Origin of the sequence: Pseudoalteromonas luteoviolacea H33-S (genome assembly GCF_001625695.1) — a bacterium.
GTDB lineage: Bacteria > Pseudomonadota > Gammaproteobacteria > Enterobacterales > Alteromonadaceae > Pseudoalteromonas > Pseudoalteromonas luteoviolacea_B.
Window position 1 is genome coordinate 1 of record NZ_AUXY01000078.1, and the last position, 26,925, is coordinate 26,925.

At 48.6% G+C, this 26,925-nt stretch carries 4 protein-coding genes; all 4 read left to right on the top strand.

The features are described 5' to 3' along the window. The coding region (locus tag N477_RS14145; protein WP_155731901.1) for a non-ribosomal peptide synthetase at nt 1-2,271 on the top strand (2,271 nt) is incomplete at its 5' end. A gap of 436 nt (nt 2,272-2,707) precedes the next feature. Then, nucleotides 2,708-9,352: a non-ribosomal peptide synthetase gene (locus N477_RS14150; RefSeq protein ID WP_063363502.1), complete on the top strand. Its 6,645-nt coding sequence runs from the start codon at nt 2,708-2,710 to the stop codon at nt 9,350-9,352. Continuing rightward, nucleotides 9,352-16,983 carry a non-ribosomal peptide synthetase gene (locus tag N477_RS14155; RefSeq protein WP_063363503.1) on the top strand — a complete coding sequence of 2,544 codons (7,632 nt, stop codon included), beginning with the start codon at nt 9,352-9,354 and terminating at the stop codon, nt 16,981-16,983. The genes N477_RS14150 and N477_RS14155 overlap by 1 nt, the downstream gene beginning before the upstream one ends. Further along, complete coding sequence (locus N477_RS14160) at nt 16,980-26,924, top strand: non-ribosomal peptide synthetase (protein ID WP_063379449.1); 9,945 nt, start codon at nt 16,980-16,982, stop codon at nt 26,922-26,924. The genes N477_RS14155 and N477_RS14160 overlap by 4 nt, the downstream gene beginning before the upstream one ends. Nucleotide 26,925 lies beyond the last annotated feature (1 nt).

Genomic DNA, 26,925 nt, shown 5'->3' on the forward strand with positions numbered 1-26,925 from the left:
ACATTACAACAGCTGAGCGGGATGAGTGCAGGTTTGTTCGATACCTTGGTGATATTTGAAAACTACCCCGTGGATGTGATTCAGGAGCAGACCGGGGAAGCGCTACCTGTGGAGTCAGTGGAAAGTATTGACCTGACCACTTACCCTATGACCTTAACTGCGAGATTAGACAAGGCGTTGGCACTGAAGTTCGAGTACCTAGATACTGTACTGAGCGAGCCGGGAGCCTCACAGTTACTGGCTCATCTTCAGCAATTATTAAAATTGTTGAGCAGTCCGGGGGATAATACTCTGCGCGATATTAAGCGTGGCATGTTGAGTCATCAGGCGCGCAAAGAAATATTTATTCGCAGTGTCGGCGAGCAGATCCACTTCCCCGGCGCTCGGTGCTTCCATCACAGATTTGAGCAGCAGGTCAGACGCAATGGAAGTGCCATCGCCGCTTGTCATGGTCCGCATTCTGTAGATTATGCTGCGCTTAACCAACGTGCTAATCAGCTTGCCCACTGGTTAATTGAGCAAGGGGTGACTCAGGGACAGCTTGTGGGGATCTTTGCTCATCGAAGTATTGATGTGCTATGTGCTATGTTGGCGATAATGAAAGCAGGAGGTGCCTTTGTTTGTCTAGATCCAGTCAATCCGGATGAACGTGTGACATATATGATCGAAGATTCTGGCATTGACCACCTGATAGTGGATCCGGCCTGTCGGGCGCGGATTGGTATGACTGCTCAGTTGAAACTATTCGACATAACCCAAAGTGCTAGCGTACTAAGTGACATGCCTGTTGATAATCCACAGGTCTCGGTACAGGGCAGCGATGTGGCATATATGATTTACACGTCAGGATCTACGGGGAATCCGAAAGGCGCTATGGTTCACCACAGCGGTGCGCTCAATCATATTGAGGCTGAGTTTGCCAAATTTGACTTGATTGATGAGGCAAATTCGCTGAAACAAGCTGACTTCTTGCAATGTGCTGCATCCTCTTGTGACGTCTCTGTGTGGCAGTTTTTAGCACCGCTGATGTGTGGCGGGAAGACGGTGATCCTTGATGAGATCACTGATGTGCATACTATGGTCAGCCTGATCCGCCAATATCAAATTGACCTCGTGGAGGTCGCGCCTGTAGTGTTGCAATTGCTGGTGAGCTATTTGGAGCGTCTCCCTGAGTTACAGCGACAGTTGCCGGGACTGAAGTATATTATGACGACCGGGGAACCAACGCCTGTGCCATTAGTGAATAAGTGGCTGAACATGTACCCGCGAGTGCCGATTATGAACTGCTATGGACCTACGGAAGCATCGGATGATATCACCTATGAAATCACTCGTGCGCCTTTGCCTGCTGGCACCACGCGTGTTTCAATTGGCAAGCCTTTGCCGAATCTAGCCATTCTTATCCTTGATGAGGAGCTGGATCTGATGCCAGATGGTGTCGCAGGTGAGTTGTGTGTGACGGGGATCGGTGTCGGACCCGGATACTGGAATAATGAAGCGAAAACACAAGCCAGCTTTATCCCTAATCCGTATCAACACGAACCACTTATGCCTATGTATAGCGACCGTTTGTATCGTACCGGTGATCTTGGTTATTACGATGAGAATGGCAACATAGAATTGTTGGGCAGAAAAGATGAGCAGATTAAGATCCGGGGACTTCGTGTTGAGTTGGGTGAAATAGAAGCTGCACTGGAAGCGATCGAGCAAGTTCAGCAAGCTGTGGTTGTGGTCAAAGACAATGGAATAGGTGAGGCTACTTTGTGTGCATATTGGACGGGTGAACCTGGAGTCACTATGACGCGCAAGGAGTTCCGTTTAAGGCTTGGCCAGACCTTACCTGAACATATGATACCGGTGAGCTATAATCAGCTAGATAAGATGCCTACTAATGCGGCCGACAAGATAGACAAATTTGCCTTACCTGAGCCGGACTTTACGGCCCAGCAGACTTATGTTGCTGCTCAAACTGAGACCGAAGTTGTTGTCGCTGGGATGGTCGCGGCCCTACTTCAGCTGGAAGTCGAGCAAGTAAGTCTGGCTGACAGTTTCTTTGAACTGGGCGGGCATTCTATTCTCTCTGTCCGGCTAGTGTCTGAGATCCAACAGCGCTTTGGAGTTACCGTGCCGTTGGGCTTCATTTTTACTCTGTCGGATTTGCGTGAGTTGGCTGCCGAAATTGATGTGCTGCGCCCACAGCAGCAAGACAGTGCAAAGTTTGCACAATTGACTGCGGAATCACAAACTGACACAGATGAGCTTATCATCTGAAGTTTTTAGTGGTTGCTGTTGGGCTCGGCTTGCGTTAAGGTGGCAGGGTTACTAAAAAAGGGCACAATTAAGTTGTGCCCTTAATACATACTTTTTGGCCGTTTTACGGATTTACAGGTTGCTGTGGTTGTCTGGCATTCTCCAGTTAGCTAATAGCAACAATTGAAATCAAGAGTTTACAACCCTGAAAAATAATGACAAATTATCGAAGAATATACTCGAAGATATATTTGTAAGATCGACAGCCCTGGCAGTTTAATTGCTCACCGCAAGGGTGGGCATTTCTCAGTTTGTCGTGAATAACGGCTCCCCAGCCGTGTCCAGGTTATGCCACTATACACTGTGTGCAGAACCCAGAACCGTCACAACATAGTCAGGTAGCGCACAGATTACCCACAAGCAAAAGGTGGGCGACAGGAAGCAGAATAAGAACGATATGAAGAACGTGATTGAACAGTGCCTTGAAAAATCGATCCGCTTAACATTGGATGAGGCTCATAACTTAAAAATTAATGCACCCAAAGGCGCGCTGACCCCTGAATTGGTTGCACAAATTAAATCCGCAAAGCCAGAGCTAGTAGCCTGGTTGCAATCCCAGTATGCACGCAAGCTGAGTAAACGACCGTCTGGTATTCAAGCGCTGCCGCTGTCATTTGCACAGAAGCGTATTTGGCTCAGCGACCAGCTGCAGGGCGGTAGTATTGAATACAACATGCTGGCAGAGTTTACGGTTTCCGGGCGATTTGATGTTGAGGTGGCAAGTCGAGCATTTCGCAAAATTATCAACCGCCATGAGATCCTCAGAACGGTTTATCGAGGACAGGCGGGCGAAGCGACTCAGCATATACTGCAAGAATTCGATTTCTCAGTGGTCGTTCATGACCTAACCTCGGACGAAGCTCAGTTAAATAGCAGGAATCGCGATAACCTCATCCAGACCTTTCGTAATTACAGTTTTGCGCTCGATCGGGATTTGATGCTCAAAGTAGCCTACATCATAGAACGCAGAGAGCATGGTCAGGAGCAGGGTATTTTACTTATCAATGTGCATCATATCGCAGCAGATGGCTGGTCTTTGGGTATCCTCATGCAGGAGTTTATGACCTTATATCGTAGTGATGCGTTGAAAACTCCGGAGGCCTTACCACAACTTGCGTTCCAGTACGGCGACTTCAGCCACTGGCAACATACTTGGCTACAGGGCGCGGAGCGTGAACGGCAGCTCAATTACTGGCAGCAGTTACTCACTGATGCGCCTGTGATGCACCAACTCCCGACTCAAATGCCACGCCCGCAGGTTAAAAATACCCGAGGCAAGCAGTTTATTGGGCAACTGCCGGCAAGCACGGCAAATGGCTTATTGGCACTAGGGCAGCAGCTTAAAATGACACCGTTTATGCTAATACACAGTGCATTTTCTTTATTGATCGCGCGGCTCAGTGGAAACCGAGACGTGCTGATTGGCACCCCCATTACGAGCCGTCCGCATCGGGAGCTGGATAATCTGATTGGATTTTTTGTCAATACTTTGGTGCTCAGAACTCGCGTGCAACAGGCTACCGTACAAGAGTATTTGGCCCATGTTCGTGAACAAAATTTACTTGCCTATGAACATCAGGACACGCCGTTTGAAGATTTGGTGGAAATACTCAGGGTACCTCGCACAACCGCGCATACCCCGCTTTTTCAATTACTATTGACGACCAATACTGACTTGAAGGGCCTTTCGACTGCTAATGTCTCGGCACTACCTGGCGTTTCTATAACCGAACGCACTGTCCGAGATATTCATGTTAAGTTTGATATTGAACTGGATGTTAAACTTGATGAACAGGGGGCTAAGCTGACATGGGGGTATGATACTCGCTTGTTTAGTGAGGCGCAGATCGTTCGTTTTTCCGAGCACCTAACGTGCTTGCTGGACCAGTTTAGCAAGCTTAGCAGTCATCCGGATCGCCTAGCAGCCCCGCTGGACGGGGTAAGTATATTTACATCAGCGCAATCCGAGCAACTCAGAACACAGTTAAGTGGTGGGGCGGGACTATCTCAAGACATGAGCTTAGTGCAATTGCTAGCTAAACAGGTAAAAAAGTACAAACACCATACTGCTGTCACAGACAGCACTGGCAGTTTTACATATCAACAGCTAGACGAGCGCGCGAGCCACCTGGCAAGTATACTAAAACAACGCGGCTGGGTGACTGATGCACCTATCGCGATTTGCATGCCCAGATCTCGGTCTATGCTAGTTGCAATATTGGCGGTGATGAAAGCTGGCGCCGCCTATCTTCCGCTGGACCCGAATTACCCGCAAGCGCGAATCTCAGCCATGCTGGAGGATGCAGGCGTGCAAATGATGCTGATTGCAAACCAGCAACAGGCACAGTTTGAAATCAATTGTTTGGCGCTCGATGAACTCGACTTTGACGCCCCGTTAGCGTTGTTTGAATTTGAACAAGTGACGGCACAACAGTTGGCGTATGTGATTTTCACCTCGGGCTCAACGGGGCGACCGAAGGGAGTGATGATAGAGCACGGTGCTGTGGTCAATTTTCTGCTTGGTGCGAAGCAGCGTTTGGGACTGGATGAACACAGCGAGATGTGCTGGTTAGCAATTACCACTTTGTCATTTGATATTGCTTTACTGGAACTGATGATGCCTTTATTGTGCGGGGGACGTTGTATTATCGCCATGGATGAACAGGCAGCTGATCCGCAAGCGCTAGTTGACTTGGCGCAACAACAAGGTGTGAATTATATGCAGGCCACGCCAGCGATGTGGCAATTGTTAATGGAGGCGCAGTGGCGTGGGCCAAATGTGACTGTACTCTGCGGTGGGGAGGCTTTGCCGCTTAAATTAGCGCAAGAGTTGCATGACGCATCCGGGCGTGTGATCAATTGCTACGGTCCTACTGAAGCCACCATCTGGTCAATGCTCACGGAGGTCAGCAGTACTATGCTGGCTGATAAAGAGGTGCTGCTGGGACACTCACTGGCAGGCTACCAACATTTAGTGTTGAATGACGCTTTACAACCTGTACCAGCGGGTGGTATTGGTGAATTGTATATAGCGGGTTGTAGTTTGGCATCTGGTTACCTCGGCCGTGATGACTTAACTCAGGAAAGGTTTTTTAGCTGGCAGCCGGATCCTGAGGTTGTCCCGATCAGGTTATATAAAACCGGTGATTTGGTGCGATTGCGCGAGGATGGTCAGTTGGCGTTTATCGGTCGTCAGGACGATCAGGTTAAGATACGAGGCTACCGAATAGAATTGGGTGAGATTGCAGCTGTTATTGAAAGCAGTTCGCAAGTTGAACAATGTGTGGTGTGTCTGAGCCCTAGTCAGGAAATAATTGCCTATATTAAATTTGATCTCACGTGTGAGATGAATGACAACGCGACGGATTATCAATCTATTCGTACGCAGTTAGCAGGTCATTTGCCTCCATTTATGCATCCAAATCAGTTTGTCACCGTGGATGAATGGCCGCTCACGAACAACGGTAAAGTAGATAAAAAGGCTTTACCATTGGCAACGCGTGAGCCTCAGTCTGAGATTGTAACAGCTCAAACTGAACTGGAAAATGAACTGACAGAGATATGGGCGGGATTGTTGAATTTGGATGCTGCGCAGCTGGGAGTGACCTGCAATCTGTTTGAGCTGGGGGCACACTCCGTGTTGGTGCTTAGGTTTGTGAGTCGTATAGCTAGGCAATATCAAAAAAGCCTTCATGCGGGTCAGATTTTCGCTCATGCCACCATTCGTGAGCTAGCCAGTTTGTTAAGCAATACAAACCGCAGCTCGCAGACGGATATTGCCCTACACCAAGCTGACACCGACACCCATCCGCTTAGCTACGGGCAATTAAGAATGTGGTTAATTGCCCGTTTGCAGGCACACAGTGCTGAATATAATATGTTCACTGCCATTCGGCTAGAAGGCACGTTTGATTTGTCTTGTGCTACGGAGGCGTTACGGATCATTATTGACCGCCATGACATACTGCGTGCTTCCTTTGTTGAAACTCAGACTGGGCCACGTCAGACTATCCGCAGTCATGTAGAATTTGCAATTAACCATGTGCAGTTGGATTTGGTGGGTGGTGATAAAGGTGTGGGGCTGACAGAGCTGATTCAGCGAGAAGCCGGTTATGAATTTGATCTCGCCAATGAGCTCCTATTACGAGTGACCTTTGTCACCGGGGGAGACCCTGACAGCGCTGGTCATTTGCTATTTAATATGCATCATATTGTTTCAGATGGCTGGTCGTTGGGTATTTTGGTTGAGGAGTTCCAGCACTGTTATCTTGCTCTGCAGTCCAATCAAAAAGCAAACTTACCCGCACTGACCAGGCAGTATCTCGATTATATATATTGGCAGCATGAGACATCGACACAGGCGCTGTATGATAACCAACGCGCATACTGGCAGCAGCAACTGGCCGACGCGCCTGTCGTTCATAATTTACCGCTTCAATATCCGCGCCCGGCTACTAAACAGTCTCTGGGAAAACGGATTAGTTATACTATGCCGAGCGGATTACTCAGTCAGCTCAAGCAAATCGCTAAAAGCCATGATCTGACCCTGTTTATGCTACTGCATGCCTGTCTGGCGCTATTGCTTGCTAGGCATAGTGGCAGAGAAGACATTGTATTAGGCACTGCGGTTGCAAATCGTCGCAATGCTCAGGTTGAGCCCCTTATCGGTTTATTCATAAACACCCTAGCTTTAAGAGTGAGTACCCGATTTGATACTCTGAATGAATACTTTACACATGTGAGAAGCGTGAATATCGCAGCCCAGGATAATCAGGATCTGCCGTTTGAGCAATTATTAGATGCGCTGTCGATTGAACGCAGTACACAATATTCTCCACTCTTTCAGGTACTATTCGGCATGGATACGAGTCACGACGCTAGTCTGACATTACAGGAGGTACAGGCTTCAAGTGTCGATACTGACTATATGCCAGTCAAATTTGATCTTGAGATAGACGTTGCAGTGGCTGATGAGCAACTTCATATTGACTGGCTGTATGATATCAGCCTGTTCGACGAGAGCTATATTGCGTGTTTGCAGCAACATTTTGCCACACTACTAGCACAGGTTTGTGCACATCCTACTGGCGACTTGAAAGCGGTGAGTTGTGTACCTCAAGCTGAGTTACAGCGGTTGATGCTGGACTTTAATCGCACCCAACAGGAATACCCTAGAGAGCAGCGGATCGAGCAGCTTTTTGAGCAGCGATGTCAACTTCACCCAGAACACATTGCTCTGATCCACAATGAGCAGCGGATTAGCTATCATACCCTATCAGAGCGAGTGTCTCAGCTGGCCGAGGCTTTGAACCGTGTAGGGGCAACACAGGGGGGGCTGATTGGTCTTTATGGTGACCGAAATATGGCATTGGTAATCAGTATGTTAGCAGTGCTGAAAAGCGGTGCAGCTTATGTCCCGATAGATCCTGCCAACCCAGCGCACAAGACCGCTACAATGATTGCTGACGCAGGGATCACACTACTAATAGATTGTAACGATAGTGGTGCAATGACTGAGTTGGCCGGCTGTGCGGTGCGAACCATCGAGCAACTATTGCACCCTGATGATAACGACTCTGTGCGACTGACTCCTGACCGAAAACTGGCTGAGCAAGACGGACTGGCGTATGTGATGTATACCTCGGGGTCGAGTGGTAAGCCTAAAGGAGTGATGGTTGGACATCACAATATCTTAAAATTGGTGACAGACAAGCAATATTTTGCTATTGATACTCAAGATGTTATGGCTTATTGTGCCAATCCGGCGTTTGATGCTTCGACTTGGGAAATTTATACGGCATTGCTTAACGGTGCGAGTTTGGCCATTGTGGACAATGCTACACTGATAGATGCAAATAGGCTGACAGATTATCTGACAGCCCAGAAAACAACGATTTTACAACTTACAGCTGGATTGTTTAATCAGTTTGGTGACACTTTGAACCCTCTCTATCGTACCCTGCGCTATGTATTGTTTGGCGGAGATAAGGCGGATATTAAGGCGGTGTCTGACATACTGAATGCTGATCTTCCGGTTAAGTTAGTACATACATATGGCCCGACAGAAACGGTGGCCTTTACAACCTTGACTGAAGTTAGACCTGCTCATCTTAATCAGGGCATCATTCCGATAGGTAAGATCATGACCAATAGTCGTGCTTATGTGTTGGACTCGCATCAACAGCCGGTGCCGCTTGGGGCCGTCGGGGAATTATGTATTGGTGGTGAAGGGGTCGGCTTTGGCTATTTAAATCTGCCGGAGCAAACCCGAGAGAAGTTTATCGAATTAACGCTCTGTGATGGCAGAACCGAACGGCTCTATAAAACAGGCGATCTGGTTTACTACTTGCCAGATGGCGACCTAGTGTTTATGGGGCGTATTGATGATCAGGTAAAAATTAGTGGTTATCGTATTGAAATGGATGAGATTGAACAGGCGATTTACCATAGCGAGCTGGTCAGCAGCTGCTTTGTTATGGCTCGCGCCGGCTTAGCCACAGAGAAGACTCTGGTAGCGTATCTCGAACCTCCAGAACCGCTGGATGAACAGCAACAGAGTGCGCTCATTCAAGCGCTGAAGGCAGAGTTACAATTGCGGTTAGCAAACTATATGGTCCCGCGTTATTTTGTCTTTGTTGATGCGTTGCCATTAACGGCCAATGGCAAAGTAGACCGTCGTGCCTTACCAGAGCCCACTGCTGAGCATTTGCAAAGTAGCCAGGTTCCATTGGAAACAGATACAGAGAGGTTGGTTGCGAAAGTATGGAGTGAGACATTACGTTTGCCTGAGGCGTTGATGGGGGCCGAGACATCCTTTTTTGAATTAGGTGGTAACTCGCTGTTATTGACTCAGCTGTCACGCAATCTTGCACAAGCCTGTGGTTTGGAGCAGGAGTTAATCGGGATCCGGGAGCTGTTTACTAACCCGCAGATCCGGGCCATGGCAAACTATCTAGATGCACTGCTTATCAGACAAAGAAATATACAGACCAGTTTACAGCTTAATGAATCGAATCAAGAATTAGAACAAGGGGAATTTTAATGAGCGCGGAAGCAATAATCAAAGCTGCCCAAGATGCAGGAGTTTATCTTTACTGTGAGCATAATAAGTTAAAGTATAGTGCCGCAAAAGGACATATGAGCGATGAGTTAAAACAGCAAATCGCCGCACATAAAGACAGCATTATCTTACTTCTTAACCGCGCTGCGGGCTTTGCAGTAGATGCTCCTTCCAAGCAAACCTCGCTTGACATCGCCACGGGAGAAAGCTGGCCGCTGTCTTTTTCTCAGCAAAGGATCTGGCTTGCCACAGCAATTTACGATACGCAGACTGCCTACCATATGCCAGTCGTGATGAACACTCAGGGCAGCTTTGACGTCCATGCAGCTCAGCAGGCGATGCAACTGGTAATTGACAACCACACAATATTGAAAACTGTCTACGAGCAAACCGCGTTAGGTGTGGTACAAAGAGTGCTGCCCGATGCACACTTCGAGCTTGAAGTCTATGATGTGGCTCTGCGGGGCGAGCTATCCGAGCAGGCGTATATTGCCGAGCTCAAGCTAGACTTTTTTGGCCAGCAATTTGATTTAACGACCAATCTGATGATCCGTGGAGCTTATATCAAAGTGACACCAGAGCGAGGGATTTTGATGTTCTCGGTGCATCATATTGCTGCGGATGGTTGGTCGATCATACTGCTCAATCGTTATTTTAGTGAAGCATATCAAGCCTGTGTGAGCGGGCAAGTAGCGCAACTTTCGCCACCGCAGCGACAATATAAAGATTATGCTTTTTGGCAGCGACACAACTTATCGGAAGACGTTTTTGAGGCGCAGCGCCGCTACTGGCAAAAGCAACTCGATAACGTTGCGCATAGCCATCAGTTACCCCTTGATTATCCCCGTCCAGAACAAAAGCAAGCAAGCGGTAAAGAAATTGACGCGAAGCTATCGAGAGAAACCACACAGCGTCTGGCCAGTATTGCACAACATTACGGTATTACTGAATTTATGTTGTATCAGGCAATACTCGCGGTGGTGATCGCACGACACAGTAATACTGAAGACATAGTGATAGGCACGCCATTGGCGAAACGAGAATTGGCTCAGTTAGATGAAATGGTCGGGTGCTTTTTAAACACCGTTGCACTGCGCTTAAATGTCTCGGATTGTCCGGTGAGCGAGTTCTTTGAACAGGTTAAGCAAGTTCATCTTGGAGCCCATGAAAACAGTGATGTACCGTTTGAAGAAGTGCTGGGATGCTGCGCCATTAAACCGAGCAAAAATATTACGCCGCTGATCCAAATCATGTTCAATATGGATAATGTAAATACGGTGCAGGCCAGTGAATTTTCCATTGGTGGTTTGCAATTTGGCAGTGAATCAGCGGATCAACACAGCAACAAATTTGACCTTACTATTCGTGCCAATCCGGTCAATGGGCAGATGAAACTGAGCTGGATCTACGATAACTCGCTGTTTAAGGAAGCGTCTGTGCAGCGTCTTAACCAAAGTTGGATGACGCTATTAACAAGTCTTGCAGGTAAGGCGCAACTGGCTGATTGTCAGTTGAGTCAACTGACGATGCTGACCGAGCAAGATGAAGCACAGATCATGGCACAGTCCTTTGGAACAACGCAGTCGTTGGCATCAAATCTGCCAGTATTTCGTCAGTTTGAAGAACAAGCTGCTAACCGCGCAGCGGCAACCGCAGTGGTATTCGAGGATAAATCCTTGAGCTATGCGCAGTTGGATGCACAGGCAAACCAATTGGCTCGTTATTTATGCGCACAAGGCGTCAGTGCAGAGCAGCCGGTTGCAATCTGCATGGAGCGCTCGCTGGAACTGGTTGTGGCTATGCTGGCCATTCAGAAGGCGGGCGCGGCATATGTACCTATTGATACTCAGGACCCTGCTGAGCGTAAGCAATACATTTTAGACAGCAGTGAGGCACGCTGGCTTGTCACGCAGTCTGAACTCGTCGCTTCGTTACCCAGTTCAGAACACTATCAGTGTCTGGTGGTGGATGATCCCGAGGTGCTGACACTGTGTGCTGAATATGAATGTACGTCTTTGCCTTATCAGTGTGACGACGGACTGGCCTATGTGATCTATACATCCGGATCAACCGGTCAACCTAAAGGGGTTGCCACGGGTCATCGTGCGCTTAGCAATCGCATTGACTGGATGCAACGGACTTACCCGCTAGATGCACAGGACAAAGTGCTGCAAAAAACCCCGTATACCTTTGATGTTTCGATATGGGAGTTTTTCTGGCCACTGAGTGCAGGCGCTACACTAGTGCTGGCTAAGCCACAGGGTCACACAGATGCCCATTATTTGCAGCAGCTGATAAGCGCACAAAAAGTGACCACTATGCACTTTGTACCTTCGATGCTAAAGCTGTATCTAGAAGCCTGTAAAGATACATTCTCAGGTCATGTAAAGCGCGTGTTCTGTAGTGGTGAAGCACTTGAGCCTGCGGTACTGAGCGCATTTCAGGCACGTGCCTCGGGAACTGAATTACATAATTTGTATGGTCCGACCGAAGCTGCAATTGACGTCAGTTATTTTGACTGTCGCCATTACTCAGATCAGGGATCAGTACCTATTGGCCGAGCGATCCAAAATACTCAGTTGCTGGTTTTAGATAAGCATCTCAATCTGGTACCAAAAAACGTTCCAGGTGAGTTGTATATTGGGGGCGAGGGACTGGCAAAAGGGTATATTAATCAGAATGAACTGACTGCCGAGCGCTTCATTGTGCATCCATTTGATACGTCGCAGCGGCTTTACAGAACAGGTGATCTGGCTCGTTATGACGAAGATGGCCTACTGTACTTTTTGGGTCGTATTGACAGCCAGGTTAAGCTTAATGGTCAGCGTATTGAACCGGGTGAAATTGAATATCAGCTCAACCAATTGGCCACTGTACGTGATGCTGCAATCGAGGTGAACAGCCATTCTTCAGGTTATGATTATCTGTGCGCGTATGTCGTACCAGCACAGCCGATTGAAAACAATGATGACTGGTGTCAAGCATTGCGAGCTGCGTTGGGGAAAACTTTACCTGCTGCCCTGGTGCCTAGCAAGATTATGGTGCTTGATGCGCTGCCACTGACAAATAGCGGAAAGCTAGATCGCCGTGCACTCAAACAATACGAAGAAGGCACCGTTCAGCTCCGGGAACATATTGCGCCACGTAATCCTATGGAGGAATTTGTTGCGCAACTGTGGTTGCCTTTACTGGGACTGACACAACTTAGCGTGGAAGATAGCTTCTTTGAGTTAGGCGGGCAGTCCTTGATAGCCATGACGCTGGTCAATCGTTTGCAAGAACAGTTGGGTGAAGTGATCCACCTTACGGCACTCTATGAGGCGCCGACCGTGGCTGCGTTGGCTGCATTTTTACAACAAAACTATGGCTCCGCCTGTGCTCGACTTGGTTTGATTGAAGCAGAGGAGGAGACAGTACAGGATATTGGGCTTGGCACTACGATGCCTGATGACCCTGTCGCAGCCGTCGCAGATCTGTTAGCGCATGTTGCTCAACCGGTTGCGACCAAAGAGAAAAAACCCCGAGCTGTGTTTATTCTGGCGCCGCACCGTTCCGGCTCGACCTTGTTACGGGTGATCTTAGCAGGCCATACTGAGTTATTTGCGCCACCGGAATTGGAGCTACTGAACTTTGCTACTGTTGCAGAGCGCGAAGCTGCCTTTAGCGGGCGTTTCAGTTTATACAAAGAAGGAGTGTTACAAGCCATTATGGAGCTGACCGGGTGCTCGGCAAACGAAGCTGACGATATAATGGCGAGGCTGTCGGCCGATCAAGCTAGCAGCGTTGATTTATTTGCACAATTACAGACCTGGTCGGGTCGTACCCTAGTCGACAAGTCTCCGGGCTATGCTTACGATACACAAACCTTGCTCAATATTGAACAAAGCTTTTCGGAGGTTCAGTACATTCACTTGGTCCGTCACCCGGCAGGTATGGTCTCGTCATTTGTTGAAGCAAAGCTGGATCAGGTCATGCATTTGAAACCTCACCAGTACAATGCTCGAGAGCTGAGTGAGCTACTTTGGTGTGCCAGCCATCGCAATATTGAGCAATTTTTAGCGACTATTCCGGCCAGTCGTCATACTCGGGTCTTGTTTGAGCAGCTGGTGGCTGATCCCAGCGCTGAAGTTCAGCGTCTGTGTGAGTTTCTTGGGATCAACTACGATCCGACTATGCTGGACGTATATGACGATCAGGGCAAGCGCATGACTGGCGGTAAAGACAGCGGTTCGCGAATGCTGGGCGATGTTAAGTTTCATACTCACAAGCACATTGATGCAGAGGTCGGTGCACATTGGCAGGCTCAGGCGAGAGCACTGCAACTCACACCACAGACTCAGATGATGGCTCAGCAACTTGGTTATCAGGCGCAACCACACACAGTGATCCCAGCGCGAGATCTTAATACGCCTGCGCCTTTGTCATTTGCACAGTCGCGGATCTGGTTGCTGGACAAAGTGTTGAACAATAAAACGGCCTACAATACTATGGCTGTGTTTGAACTGAGTGGTGAAATATCGCTGCCGATGGCACAGCGTGCGCTGAGTCAGATCATCCAGCGTCACGAAGTTTTACGTACTACTTATCTGGAACATGATGGTCAGGTAGTACAGCGAGTGAATGACGCCCCTGACTTTACTATTGAAGAAGTTGATTTGTCACAGCAGAGTCAAGCGTTGGTCGACAGCTTGGTCGAACGACTGATTGAAGAAGAGGCACTTAAGCCATTTGATTTAAGTTCAGATATCATGTTGCGGGCGCGTTACTTGAAACTAGCACCACAGCGCGGGATCATGTTGTTTAACCTGCACCACATTGCCGCGGATGGCTGGTCTCTGTCGATACTTAAAAATGAATTTATTCACTTCTATGAGGCCTGTCAGGCAGGATCTGTAGGAGCATTAGCGCCACTGCCGGTTCAATATGCCGACTATGCGTCCTGGTTACACCAGTCTCTGGGTCAGAAGGGCCTGACATCACAACTTGAATACTGGCAGCAGCAACTCCAGGATCCTCCTGTGGTCCATAGCTTACCACTGGACTTCTCAAGGCCTGCTGAACAGCAACATGACGGGGGGTGGGTTGAACAGCGGCTAACACCGGCGCAGGTTAAACATCTGGAGCAATACGCACAGCAGCAAGGGATGACCTTGTTTATGCTATTCCATGCATTGTATTCACTGACTCTATCTCAGTTTAGTCACAGCCATGACATTGTAGTGGGTACGCCAGTTGTCAACCGGAATCTTAAAGAGCTCGAAGGTGTGATTGGGATGTTCTTGAATACGTTACCGCTACGTGTTTCAACCGAACATGTCAATTTGGCTGACTACTTAGCGCATGTTAAGCAGGTTAATGTTGAGGCGCACAAACATCAGGATATACCGTTCGAAACTTTAGTGTCAGAGTTGCAAATAGAACGAAACTCATCCTATTCACCGCTGTTTCAGGTGGTACTTAATTTTAATACCACGATGGAGGACGAGACTAATATTACTGGGCTAGATATTCGATCTTACCAACCATTCGATCTGCCTGTTAAATTTGACTTGCAACTCGTCGTGGAAGCGGGTACGTCTGGGTTCTTATTGAGTTGGGGCTATGCCAAATCATTATTTAGTGTTGAGACAGTGACTGCCTTCAGCAATCGTTTGCAGGAAATGTTGCTGGTATTGTGCGAACAGCAGGATCCAACATTGGCTCAGCTACTGGCTCCGAGTGATCTCCCTCAGGATCTGGTAACGCAGTCAGACAAGGTGAGTTCACCGCTGAGCGACATCCAGATGACGCAGCTATTCAATGAGTTGGCTTCTCAGGATGGCAAGGCTATTGCTGTTGTTGACGAACACGATAGTAGGTGCTTCGCACAACTTGAACGTGATAGCAATCAGCTGGCACATTGCTTATTGGCACAATTGGATGGCTGTCCGAGTGACACCCAACCTCGTGTGGGAGTGATCCTGGAACGCAATTACGACATGGCAGTCGCGGTATTGGCTTGTTTAAAAGCGGGTGTGACCTTCCTACCGCTCGATGCGGATTATCCGCAACAGCGTATTCACCGGATCCTCAACGATGCGGCGGTAGATCTGGTATTGTGTCATCAAACTGTCGCCAATACGCTGAAACTCGAAGCGTTCAATCACTTAGTACTGGATAGCACGGGCACGCAGTCATTATGTGCATCACAGCTGGATACCTTGCCTACAGTTCGACGCAGTGACGTGGTAGTTGAGCCGGTCGCCTATGTTATCTACACGTCCGGATCTACCGGTACGCCAAAAGGTGTGATGGTGAGCGAGCAAAATCTACTGTCATTTTACTCGGCATTTCGCGCACAAATATCCCTATTTGGGGAGCTGAACCAGGGCAGCCTTTGGAACTCCTCACTGGCATTTGATGCGTCAATCAAGAGTATCTTACTGTTACTGATGGGTAATAAGTTAGCGATTTCAAGCTCAGAACAAAGTAAGGATCCTGAAGCACTGGTTGCCCTAGCAAAGCGTGAAAACTTAGCCTTGCTCAATTTTGCTCCGGCACTCATGGAGCTAGTTTTACCACAGTTGCAAAGCCAGCAATACTATCCGCATTTAATTGTTAGTGGTGATCAGGTTGGCGAGCCGTTGTGGGCCCAATTGCAAAGCTATCAGTGTCAGCACCAGCGAGTGGTGATTAATGCATACGGGCCGACGGAAGCTACAGTTAATGCTTGTTTTGGCGTGGTTGACACACAGGCTTTACCACATATTGGAAAGCCACAACTGCACACCACAGCATTTATTCTTGATCGCCAGCAAAGACGTTTGCCAGCAGGTGCAGTAGGCGAGTTATGCTTGGCCGGTAAAGGACTTACACTGGGGTATTTAAATGATCCTCAAAAAACCGCTGCTGCGTTTATCTCGGCTCCTTGGGACAACAACTTGCGACTTTACCGCAGTGGTGACCTAGCCAGATATAACCCTGATGGCACTATCCAGTTCATTGGCCGATGTGATAGGCAAGTGAAAGTGCGCGGGTATCGCATTGAGCTCGATGAGATCCAGGCTACTATGCAGGCCTTCCCTCAGGTTGGCAAGGCAGAGGTTTTCCTAGACACCACAACGGACAGTGAAGCTCGGATCTTAGCAGCATTTGTTGCTAATGGTGAGTGCAGCGCAGAAACGCTTAAGCAACAAGTGGCTGCCCAGTTACCTGAGTTTATGTTGCCAGCACAGTTTATAGCGTTGCAGGCGCTGCCACTGAGTGCCAGCGGTAAGGTTGATTTCAATGCAATTAAGGCTTTGGCAAATACTGAGTCGGGCGATGCGGGTGGTTTGATGCCCACAACCGAAACGGAAAAAGTGGTTGCACGGATGTGGCAACACATTCTTCAGTTAGACACAGATCAGATTGCCGTTACCAGTTGTTTCTTTGATCTGGGCGGACATTCTCTATCGGCATTTAAGTTGGTGATGGAAATTAAGAAAACATGGGGATTAAATCTACCTGTGCGAAATTTCTTCAAAGTTAACAACATTAAGCGTGTTGCCGAGTTAATTGACACTGAGTTACAGCTCAAGGCACTGCAAGAACAGCAATCAGCTGTGGAAATTACTGAAAAAGGAACACTATGAGTTTATTAAAGTTAGTGCAGAGCGCAGCCGAACAAGGCGTTTATTTGTCTGCTGAGCAGGGGCAGCTTAATTATGAACTGTCAGTTGCTGAGTTCCCGACACAGTTAAAGGAACAGATCCTCGCAGTGAAGCCAGAACTGATCGCTTTTTTAAGTAGTGGCATGGCACGCGAGGCGGAGATCACGCACAGTGCGAAAGAAGGCGACTTGTTAGATGTTTCTTTTTCGCAATTTCGTTTGTGGTTTATCGATCAGTTACAAGGGGGCACCCCGGAATATAACATGCCACTGGCTCTGAACGTGACAGGTCAGCTAAACTTACCCTTGGTGACGAGTGTATTCAATACCATTATAGATCGGCATATGGTATTGCGTTCTGTCTATGTAGGGAATGAGCAAAATATTCGTCAGTATATTCGCCCGATGACAGAAGTGGAGTTTGCGATCAATTGTGTGGATCTCAGCCATTTACAAGGGGAGGCTCAAACGGCTGAAGTGCAACGACTGGTTGAAGCTGATCTGACGACGGCGTTTGATCTGGCAAATGATCTAATGCTGAGGGTGAGTTATATCAAGCGCTCATCCCACAGCGGCGTATTGCTGTTTAACATGCACCATATTGCATCCGATGGTTGGTCGATGCAGGTATTACTCAAAGAGTTTTTTGCCCTGTATCACGCACGTGAACAGGGCCAGAGTGATCCGCTTCCTGCGCTGAGCATTCAGTATGCTGATTATGCGCGCTGGCAGCAGGAGCACTTGGCAGGGGAGCTACTTGATAAACAGATGGCCTACTGGACAGAGCAACTTGCCGATGTGCCTGCGAGCCATAGTTTAATGTTGGATAAAGTACGACCAAAAGTGAAACAGCATCGCGGTAGCGCGGTAACTGGTGAATTACCAAGCAGTGTGACTCAGCCATTATTACAACTGGCTAAAGCTCAGCAGTTGTCTCCTTTCATGCTGTTGCACGGTGTATTGTCACTGCTGCTGTCTCGGCATAGCAACAGTGACGACATTGTAATTGGCACACCAGTTGCCAATCGTCAAATGAGTGACTTAGAGCCGTTAATAGGCTTTTTCGCTAATACTCTAGTGCTCAGGGCAAACACTCGGCACGAAACTTTGAGTGACTACTTTAAGCATATCCGTACTGTGCACTTGGATGCACAAGCCAATCAGGATGTGCCATTTGAACATTTGGTAGAGCGTCTGAACGTGCCCCGAAACTCTGCGCACAACCCATTGTTTCAGATTGTAATGACTTCAGATTCAGACTTTGGCGTCAATGACAGCGAGGAGTCTGCCTCATTTAGCTTGCCGAATGTGGTACTGGAAACTCATGAGTCTAGTCTGTTACACGCTAAATTTGACCTGAATATTGACCTGCGGATCAGTGAACACGGTATGAGCATGCGCTGGTTGTATGATGAGAGCTTGTTTGAACATAGTCATATCGAGCAGTTACAGGCGAATTTCTGCAGGATGTTGAGCGGTTTAAGCCAGCTCACCGATCTAAACAGCGATCCACAGTGTTTACCGCTGTTGTCGGATGCCGAGCTGGCGCACCAGATCTATGCGCAGAATGAGACTACTCAGTCCTTTGACAATACCTTGTGCCTGCATCAGCGATTTGAACAACAAGCGGCTTTACAGCCGGATAGTGTTGCTTTGAGGTGTGGAGATGAACTGCTGACCTATGAACAGTTAAATGCTAGAGCCAATCAACTGGCGCATTATCTGAGCAGTACATACGAGCTACAGCCCGATACCTTAGTGGGTATTTGTGCCGAACGGTCGGTCGAAATGGTTATTGGTATGCTAGCGATCCTCAAAGCTGGTGGTGCCTATGTACCGTTAGATCCCAATTATCCCAGCGATCGGTTAGTTTATATGGCAAGAGATGCGCAACTGAGCATCGTGCTGACACAAGGTAATGCACCTCAGGCATTGAGTAGCTTTGCCTGCGAGTTGATCGCCATTGAACAAACCAGTCTCTATAGTCATTATCGTTGTGACAACCCTGATGTTTTATCGACGGACCTAAATTTATACAACCTGGCCTACGTGATTTATACATCCGGTTCTACTGGCAACCCCAAAGGGGTAATGGTGAGCCACAATAATGTCAATCATCTGATCCTCGCACAGTCTTACTTTATTGGTGGACCAGGTAAGTGCCTAGCACACTGTAATTCAGTATCATTTGACGTTGCTGTTTTTGAGCTTTGGGGCGCATTACTGACTGGTGCAAGCGTACTGATCGTGCCTCAGCAGGTTTTGTTATCCCCCACAGCCTTTGGTCAGTTGCTACAAACACAGCAGGTGACAGATCTGGTTCTCTCCGTGGGCTTGTACAACCAGTACCAGGATATCTTAATGGATCAGCTCGGTGGGCTGGATAATTTATACATCGGCGGAGATGCGCTGGACCCTAGTCGCATGCGTAAGCAACTTCAAGCGCCGCAACGGCCAAAGCGCGTATTTAACGCTTACGGGCCAACCGAATGCACCGTGATAGCCATCGCTGGTGAGCTTCATACGTTGGTGCCTGAGAGTACTTCTGTGCCGCTGGGTAAGCCTCTGAACAATACCCGCATATATATTCTTGATCGCAATTTGCAGGCGCTGCCGCAAGGTTCGGTTGGGGAGATCTACATTGCTGGCGAAGGTGTTGCCAAAGGATATTTAAATCAACCTGAATTGACCGCAGAGCGCTTTTTGGCGGATCCGTTTCAGCCTGATAGTGCAGCCAAAATGTACAAGTCCGGTGATTTGGGACGTCGCCTCAAAGACGGTAGTATAGAATTTGTTGGCCGTGTTGATAAGCAGGTGAAGATCCGTGGGTTTCGTATTGAGCCTGGTGAGATTGAAACCGCATTGCTAGATTGCAATGGGGTTCGCGAAGCTGCGGTTTTGGTGCAGAGCAAAGGGCTAGATAAGCGGCTTGTCGCTTACTTGAGCTGGCAAGATAATGCGCAGTGTTATTCTAGAACGGAGCTCAGAGCGCAACTGGCGCAGGTATTACCACAACATATGTTACCCAGCGCATTTGTGACGGTGGAAAAAATCCCTTTGACCAGCAATGGTAAGGTTAATCATAACGCTTTACTCGCAGTTGATAGTGAAGATCTCCAAGATGAAGAATATGCGGCACCGACCACCGAAACTCAGATTATTCTGGTAAATATTTGGGCTGAATTGCTAGGCATAGACAAGGCCAAGATCAGTATTTTAGCGAACTTTTTCTCGCTGGGCGGACATTCTCTGTTGAGTGTGCGGCTCATGACCGCGATCCGGACGAGGTTTAATGTCTCACTATCGGTGGCAGATATCTTTAGTGCAGCTAATCTGGCCGAGCTAGCAATGGCGGTGGAGCGTGGTGGAGTTCAACACGCTAAGCCTGCAATTACGGCGCTCACCCGCACGGGGGAGGCACTACCAGTGTCTTTTTCACAGCAAAGGCTGTGGTCCATTGACAAACTTCAGGGAGGGTCGGCGGAATATAACATGCCACTGGTGTTGGATGTGTCCGGAGAGCTGGATATCTCGATGCTTAATCGGGTGTTCACGACTATCATAGAGCGTCATGAAGTTCTGCGTAGTGTGTATGACACTCAGGGTAATCAAATAGTACAGCGGATCAGAGCGGCGAATGAGGTTACATTTACAGTCCATGTTGACGACTTGAGTGGACTAAAAGGTGCGGCGCAGGCAACTGAAATTGAGAAACAAGTGCAAGCAGATATTGGCCACAGCTTTGATCTGCAACAGGATCTGATGCTGCGGGTCAGGTATCTGAAACAGGGGCCGGGTGTCGGGGTGTTGTTGTTTAATATGCATCACATAGCCTCCGACGGCTGGTCGATGCAACTGCTCATGAAAGAGTTCTTTACGTTGTATCAGGCCTATAGCCGGGGACAAAACAGCCCTCTCCCCCCGCTTGATTGCCAATACGGCGATTATGCACACTGGCAGCGCACCCATTTTGAAGGTGAAGCGCTGGAAAAACAACTGGCCTATTGGCAGCATCAGCTCGATCTTTGCCCCGCAGTCCATAGCTTACCATTGTCCGGTGACAGACCCAGTACCAAACAGTACCTTGGCTCAGCAGTATCAGCTCAGCTACCTAGCCCTATAGCTGAGCGCTTACTGTCACTGGCTCAGGAGTATCAACTTTCACCGTTTATGCTACTGCACGGCGCGCTGGCGATGTTGTTAGCACGCCATAGTAATAGTCAGGATATCGTGGTGGGTACACCGGTTGCCAATCGCTTAATGGCGGAATGCGAGCCTCTGATTGGCTTTTTTGTTAACACACTTGTGCTTAGAGTGAATACTGCACAGTCGACCATCGGAGACTATTTTACCCATTTAAAAGAGACTCATTTAGCTGCTCAGGCAAATCAGGATGTTCCATTCGAGCAGTTGGTCGAGCGCTTAAAGGTCTCAGGAAGCAACGGGTATAACCCACTCTTTCAGATCATGGTAAGTATCGACAGCGACTATGGTGTCAATGACCAGCAGGCGCTTGAGGGATTTAAGTTGCCGGGTATTGACTTGGTTGCGCAGCAGACCAATCATGTGCAGGCTAAATTCGATCTGGACATCAATCTAAGTATCGATGAACAAGGCGTTGGGATCCGCTGGATTTATGATGTCAGCCTGTTCAGTGAAGCCTATATTGAACAGTTAAATACACACTTTTGTCAGTTACTGACCTCGTTGAGTGAAGTGGATTCTGAGCAAGTACTGCTGAGAGATATCCGTATGCTGTCGACAGCGCAAGAGCACGAATTATTGTTCGAGCTGAATGATACTCAGGTAGCGTATCAAAACAATTGTTGTATTCATGATTTGTTCGAGCAGCAGGTTAGTATGCGGCCTGATCACATCGCATTGGTGGCCGGTACCGAGCAGTTCAGCTACCAGCAGCTCAATGAACGCGCCAATCAGTTGGCTGAACATCTGACGAATACAGTGATGATCACACCGGATAGTTTGATCGGGCTATGTGCTTCGCGCTCGCCAGAGATGGTGATCAGTATTCTTGCAATACTCAAAGCTGGCGCTGCTTATGTACCGCTGGATCCCAATTATCCTGCGGCCCGTTTGAGCTATATGGTGTCAGATGCTGAGTTAACAGTGATTATTGCGGATGAAGTAGGTAAAGTGGCACTGGCGGAGCATGAGGATAAAATTGTTCGGGTCGATGATTCAACTTGCTATCAAGAATTTAGTGGAGCAAACCGACCGCGGTCCGAGCGGGCATTAAATGCCAGTCACCTCGCTTATGTTATCTACACCTCAGGCTCGACCGGGCAGCCCAAAGGGGTCATGGTGACACACAATAATTTAGTGAATTACCAGCTCAATGTAGCGCAGCGTTATCGCATCTGTGAGCAGGATCGCGTTTTGCAATTCTCTAGCCTCAGCTTTGATATTTTTGCCGAAGAGCTGTTTGGGGCATTGTGCCATGGTGCCAGCCTCGTTTTGCGTGATGAGGACAGCGTAGTGAGTGCAACTGCATTCTGGTCTTTTTGTCAGCAACATCAGATTTCCGTGATCAGCTTGCCAACGGCGTTTTGGGCTCAGGTAAATGAAAGCTTTGCGGCCGCTCAAAGTAGCACTTTGCGCTGCATCATAGTAGGTGGGGAAGCACTGCCTGAAGCTGCGGTCAGGACATTCTTTGAAGCTCACCGAGAGGTCGAACTTCACAACACTTATGGACCAACCGAGGCAACCATTACCGCCAGCGGGGTTGCTTTACGCGGCGGCGAACCGGTTACGATAGGTTATGCTAACCCCAATTGCCAGCTATTGGTGCTGGATGAAAACCGGGCACTGGTGCCCAAAGGGGCAGTCGGTGAGTTGTATATCGGCGGTGACGGAGTTGCTCGGGGATATCTAAACAGGCCTAAGTTGAGTGAGCGGCAGTTTATCACCAACCCATATGCCACCGAGCTAGGCGCTCAGCGCTTGTACCGTACCGGAGATTTGGTTCGCTATTTGAGTGACGGCAATCTGGAGTTTGTTGGCAGGGCAGATGAGCAGGTCAAGATCCGCGGCTTTCGGGTTGAACTGGGGGAAGTAGAAAATGTACTGGCGGCTTATGGCGATGTTGAGGCGGCCGTGGTGGTTACCTGCGACACTCCGGCGGGTAAACAATTGGTTGGCTATGTACGTTCAGCACTAGCAGAAAATGCAGAAACGCGTGCCGCTTTACTTAGCGAACTCAAATCCTTTGTTGCTGAAAAATTACCCAACTACATGAATCCCAGTGTATTAATGGCGGTTACTCAGTGGCCATTAAGCAGCAATGGTAAGATTGACAAGCGCGCGCTGCCGGAGCCCGATGCTAGCCTTATGGCGGGCAGGTACATCGCACCAGAAGGTGAACAAGAGCACGCTCTGGTGGCAATATGGTCTGAATTGCTGAGTATTTCGACGGATAAAATCAGCGCCACAGCGAACTTTTTTGACCTCGGGGGGCATTCGGTGCTCGCCATTCGCTTGACGTCTGAGATCAAAAACCAATTTGGCAAAGAGTTGTCGCCAAGGGCTGTATTTGAACACAGTACACTGCGCGATATGGCCGCGCTGTTAGACAGTACTGACATTGCAACGGGCGCTATGAGTATTACGCCGGTCAAGGATAGTGACATCCGTATTCCTTTGTCGTATTCCCAACAAAGATTGTGGTTTATCGATCAATTACAGGGGGGGACGCCTGAGTACAATATCTGTGTTGCATTTGATATCGCTGGAAAATTGCAGCTTGATAAGATTGAAAAAACCATGCTTGCGCTGATTAAACGGCACGAGATACTGAGAACGGTTTATGTAGATGATGAGCAAGGCACCCATCAGGTGGTGATACCTGAGCACGATGTTCAGTTTGCTCTGGAGCGTGACGATCTACGTCATCTGAGCGGTGCTGAGCAAACGCAACAGGCGAACGCTATTTTGAGGGAGAAATACGGCCAGGCCTATGATCTTTCGCAGGATGTACCTGCAAGAATGGGATATATCTGGCTTGGCGGTGATGCTGGAGAGTTCGAGACCCGCGGTGTGATGTGGTTTAATATTCATCATATTGCGATAGATGGCTGGTCACTGGATATTTTAATGCGTGAGTTTAGCCGGGTTTACCGCGCTTACTGTGATGACACGTCTCATCAACTAGCGCCGTTAACCTTGCAATATGCCGACTATGCTTACTGGCAAAAATCTCGCTTTGATAGTGCAGATTTCCAACAGCAAACAGATTATTGGTTGGAGCAACTGCAAGGCGCACCAGATGTTCATTCCCTCTATACTAAGTCTGTGCGACCGCCGATCAAAGGTAATCAGGGCCACAGGTTTACCAGTCAGCTGCCGGTGGCTATTGGGCAGAGTTTACATAAATTGGCCAAGACTCATGAAATGACGCCGTTTATGTTATTACATGGTGCTCTGGCATTGGTGTTGGCCAAAAATAGCCAGTCAAATGATGTGGTGGTTGGCACTCCGGTGGTAGGGAGAACCGACGTGGCACTGAGCGACCTAGTGGGCTTTTTTGTCAATACACTGGCGTTGCGGGTTACCACGGATTTCACTCAGTTAAGTGATTATCTGGCGCATGTTAAAGAAGTACACTTGTCCGCTCAGGACAATCAGGATGTGCCATTAGATTTGATCATAGAACGCCTGCGTCTGACCCGTAGTGCTTCGTATTCACCGCTGTTTCAAATTGCCCTCACCACTATCAGTGATTATGGTCTAGGGGAAACGAGCTTGGCCGAGGAAGATCAGGACACGCTGAGCGATTTCGAGATGACGATGCGAATGATGTCACAAACCACAGTGCTGTTTGATCTGCAGGTTGGTTTATATATTTCCGATCAAGGGGTGGAGCTTAGCTGGACTTACGACACAGAGTTGTTTGAGTGCTCATATATTGAAGGTCTGGATGCACAATTGCGCCATTTGTTCGTCCAACTTGCAGAGGTTAGTGAGCAACCTCATTCTCTTCCTGAATTGAAAGAACTTAGTTTTGTTTCTCAACAGCAGCAGAGCGAGTTAATGCAAGAGTTGTCCGAACCGCTTGCGGAGTTCACTCATGAACAGCGCCTGCACAGTCAGTTTGAGGCAATTGCAGCGGTATCGCCTGACAGTGTTGCTTTACATCACAATGGTCAGACAATGAGTTATGCTGAACTAGATAGGCGGGCGACGCAGTTGTCACATTATCTGATCCTGCACGCCGGTATTAAGCCCAAAGATTTAGTCGGGGTGGCGTTAAATACTTCTTTTGAGTTGGTGATCACGCTGCTCGCCATTCTTAAAGCAGGTGCTGGGTATGTGCCTTTGGCGGCTGAGCACCGTCAGGCCGCTGAGCGCATGCAACGAATTATCAACGAAGCTCAGCTGGTTCATATTATTAGCCACACTCAAAGCGATGGTGGTTTATCCGCAGTAACTGAGGTCACTCAGCTCGACCTACCAGAGACCCAAGAGAAGATTGCGGCGATGCCGAATAGCGCAGCTGCCCTGTCTGGACACTTGGAAGACCCAGCCTATGTGCTGTATACCTCAGGCTCAACTGGGAGGCCAAAGGGGTGTGTAGTTAGTCATGGCGCTATGGTGAACTTCCTGAAAGCGATGGAGAGTGGTCTAGATGGCGCGCTATCGAAAAAAACGCGCTTGCTGTCAGTGTCTTCTATTGGTTTTGACATCGCTGGGTTTGACCTTTGGGGGCCATTGTCCTGTGGTGGTCAGGTAGTACTGGCCGATCGTCAGGATGTGATTGACCCCGATAGACTGGCGCAGTTACTCAAGGCGCACCATATCAACTTTATGCAGGCCACTCCTGCAACTTGGCAATTGCTGGTGGATAATGGCTGGCAGGGCAAGACTGATCTGTGCGTGCTCAGTGGTGGAGAAGCCCTCAATGTGGAGTTGGCCCGACAATTATTGAGCAGCTGCGACCGATTATGGAACGGCTATGGTCCTACAGAAGCAACCGTTTATTCGTTACTTAACGAAATTACCGAGGAAAATCTCAGTGATACGGTGTTACTGGGGACGCAGTTGGACAACGTCCGCCATTTGGTGGTAGATGGCAATGGCAATCCGGTGCCTGAGTTTGCAATCGGCGAGCTGTTAATCTCCGGTTTGGGTCTAGCAACGGGTTATTTACATCAGCCAGAACTTACGACGCAGCGCTTTATCAACTATTCCCACGCGGACTCTGAACCAGTACGGATGTATAAAACTGGCGATCTGGTCAGGCGTCTCCCTGATGGGCAGTTCGCCTATATCGGGCGCAGTGATGATCAAATTAAAATTAGAGGAATGCGTATTGAGCTGGGTGAAGTCGAATCGCAGTTGTCCCAGTTAGAAGGGGTGTTGTCTTGTCGCGTGTTATTACGCGAGTTGCCCAATGGTGAACCAGGGATCATCGCTTACATTCATGCCCAGGTACAGGCCGAAGATGAATTGCAGGCCTTTATCAGTATTCATCAGGCGCGTTTGAGTGAACGCCTGCCGCAGTATATGCTCCCCAGCCATTTTGTGCTGGTTGATAGCTGGCCTATGACAGTGAATGGCAAACTGGATAAATCACGGTTGCCTGAAGTTCAGCTTGGCGACGAGCAGGCTATTATCAGTGCCCAGACAGAAACGGAAGCAGTGCTGTTGGCCATGTACGCTGAGCTGTTAGGTATCGCACAGGAGAAGATTAGTGTCACAGCAAACTTCTTTGAACTGGGCGGCCACTCTTTGTTGTTGATAAGGCTCAGAAGTATGATCCTTGAGCAGCTCTCAGTCTCCATTGATGTACAGGGGCTGTATCGGATCCGGGGGCTCCGTGAGTTGGCGCAGCTTTGCGATGTACTGCGTGCGCGACAAACTGTCTCTGAATCATTGAAAGAGCAAGAATTCGAAGAGGCAGAGTTTTAAT

What these genes read in the sequence shown, in the direction of transcription:
- N477_RS14150 (WP_063363502.1), top strand. Translation starts at nt 2,708, where the DNA reads ATGAAGAACGTGATTGAACAGTGCCTTGAAAAATCGATCCGCTTAACA.
- N477_RS14155 (WP_063363503.1), top strand. Translation starts at nt 9,352, where the DNA reads ATGAGCGCGGAAGCAATAATCAAAGCTGCCCAAGATGCAGGAGTTTAT.
- N477_RS14160 (WP_063379449.1), top strand. Translation starts at nt 16,980, where the DNA reads ATGAGTTTATTAAAGTTAGTGCAGAGCGCAGCCGAACAAGGCGTTTAT.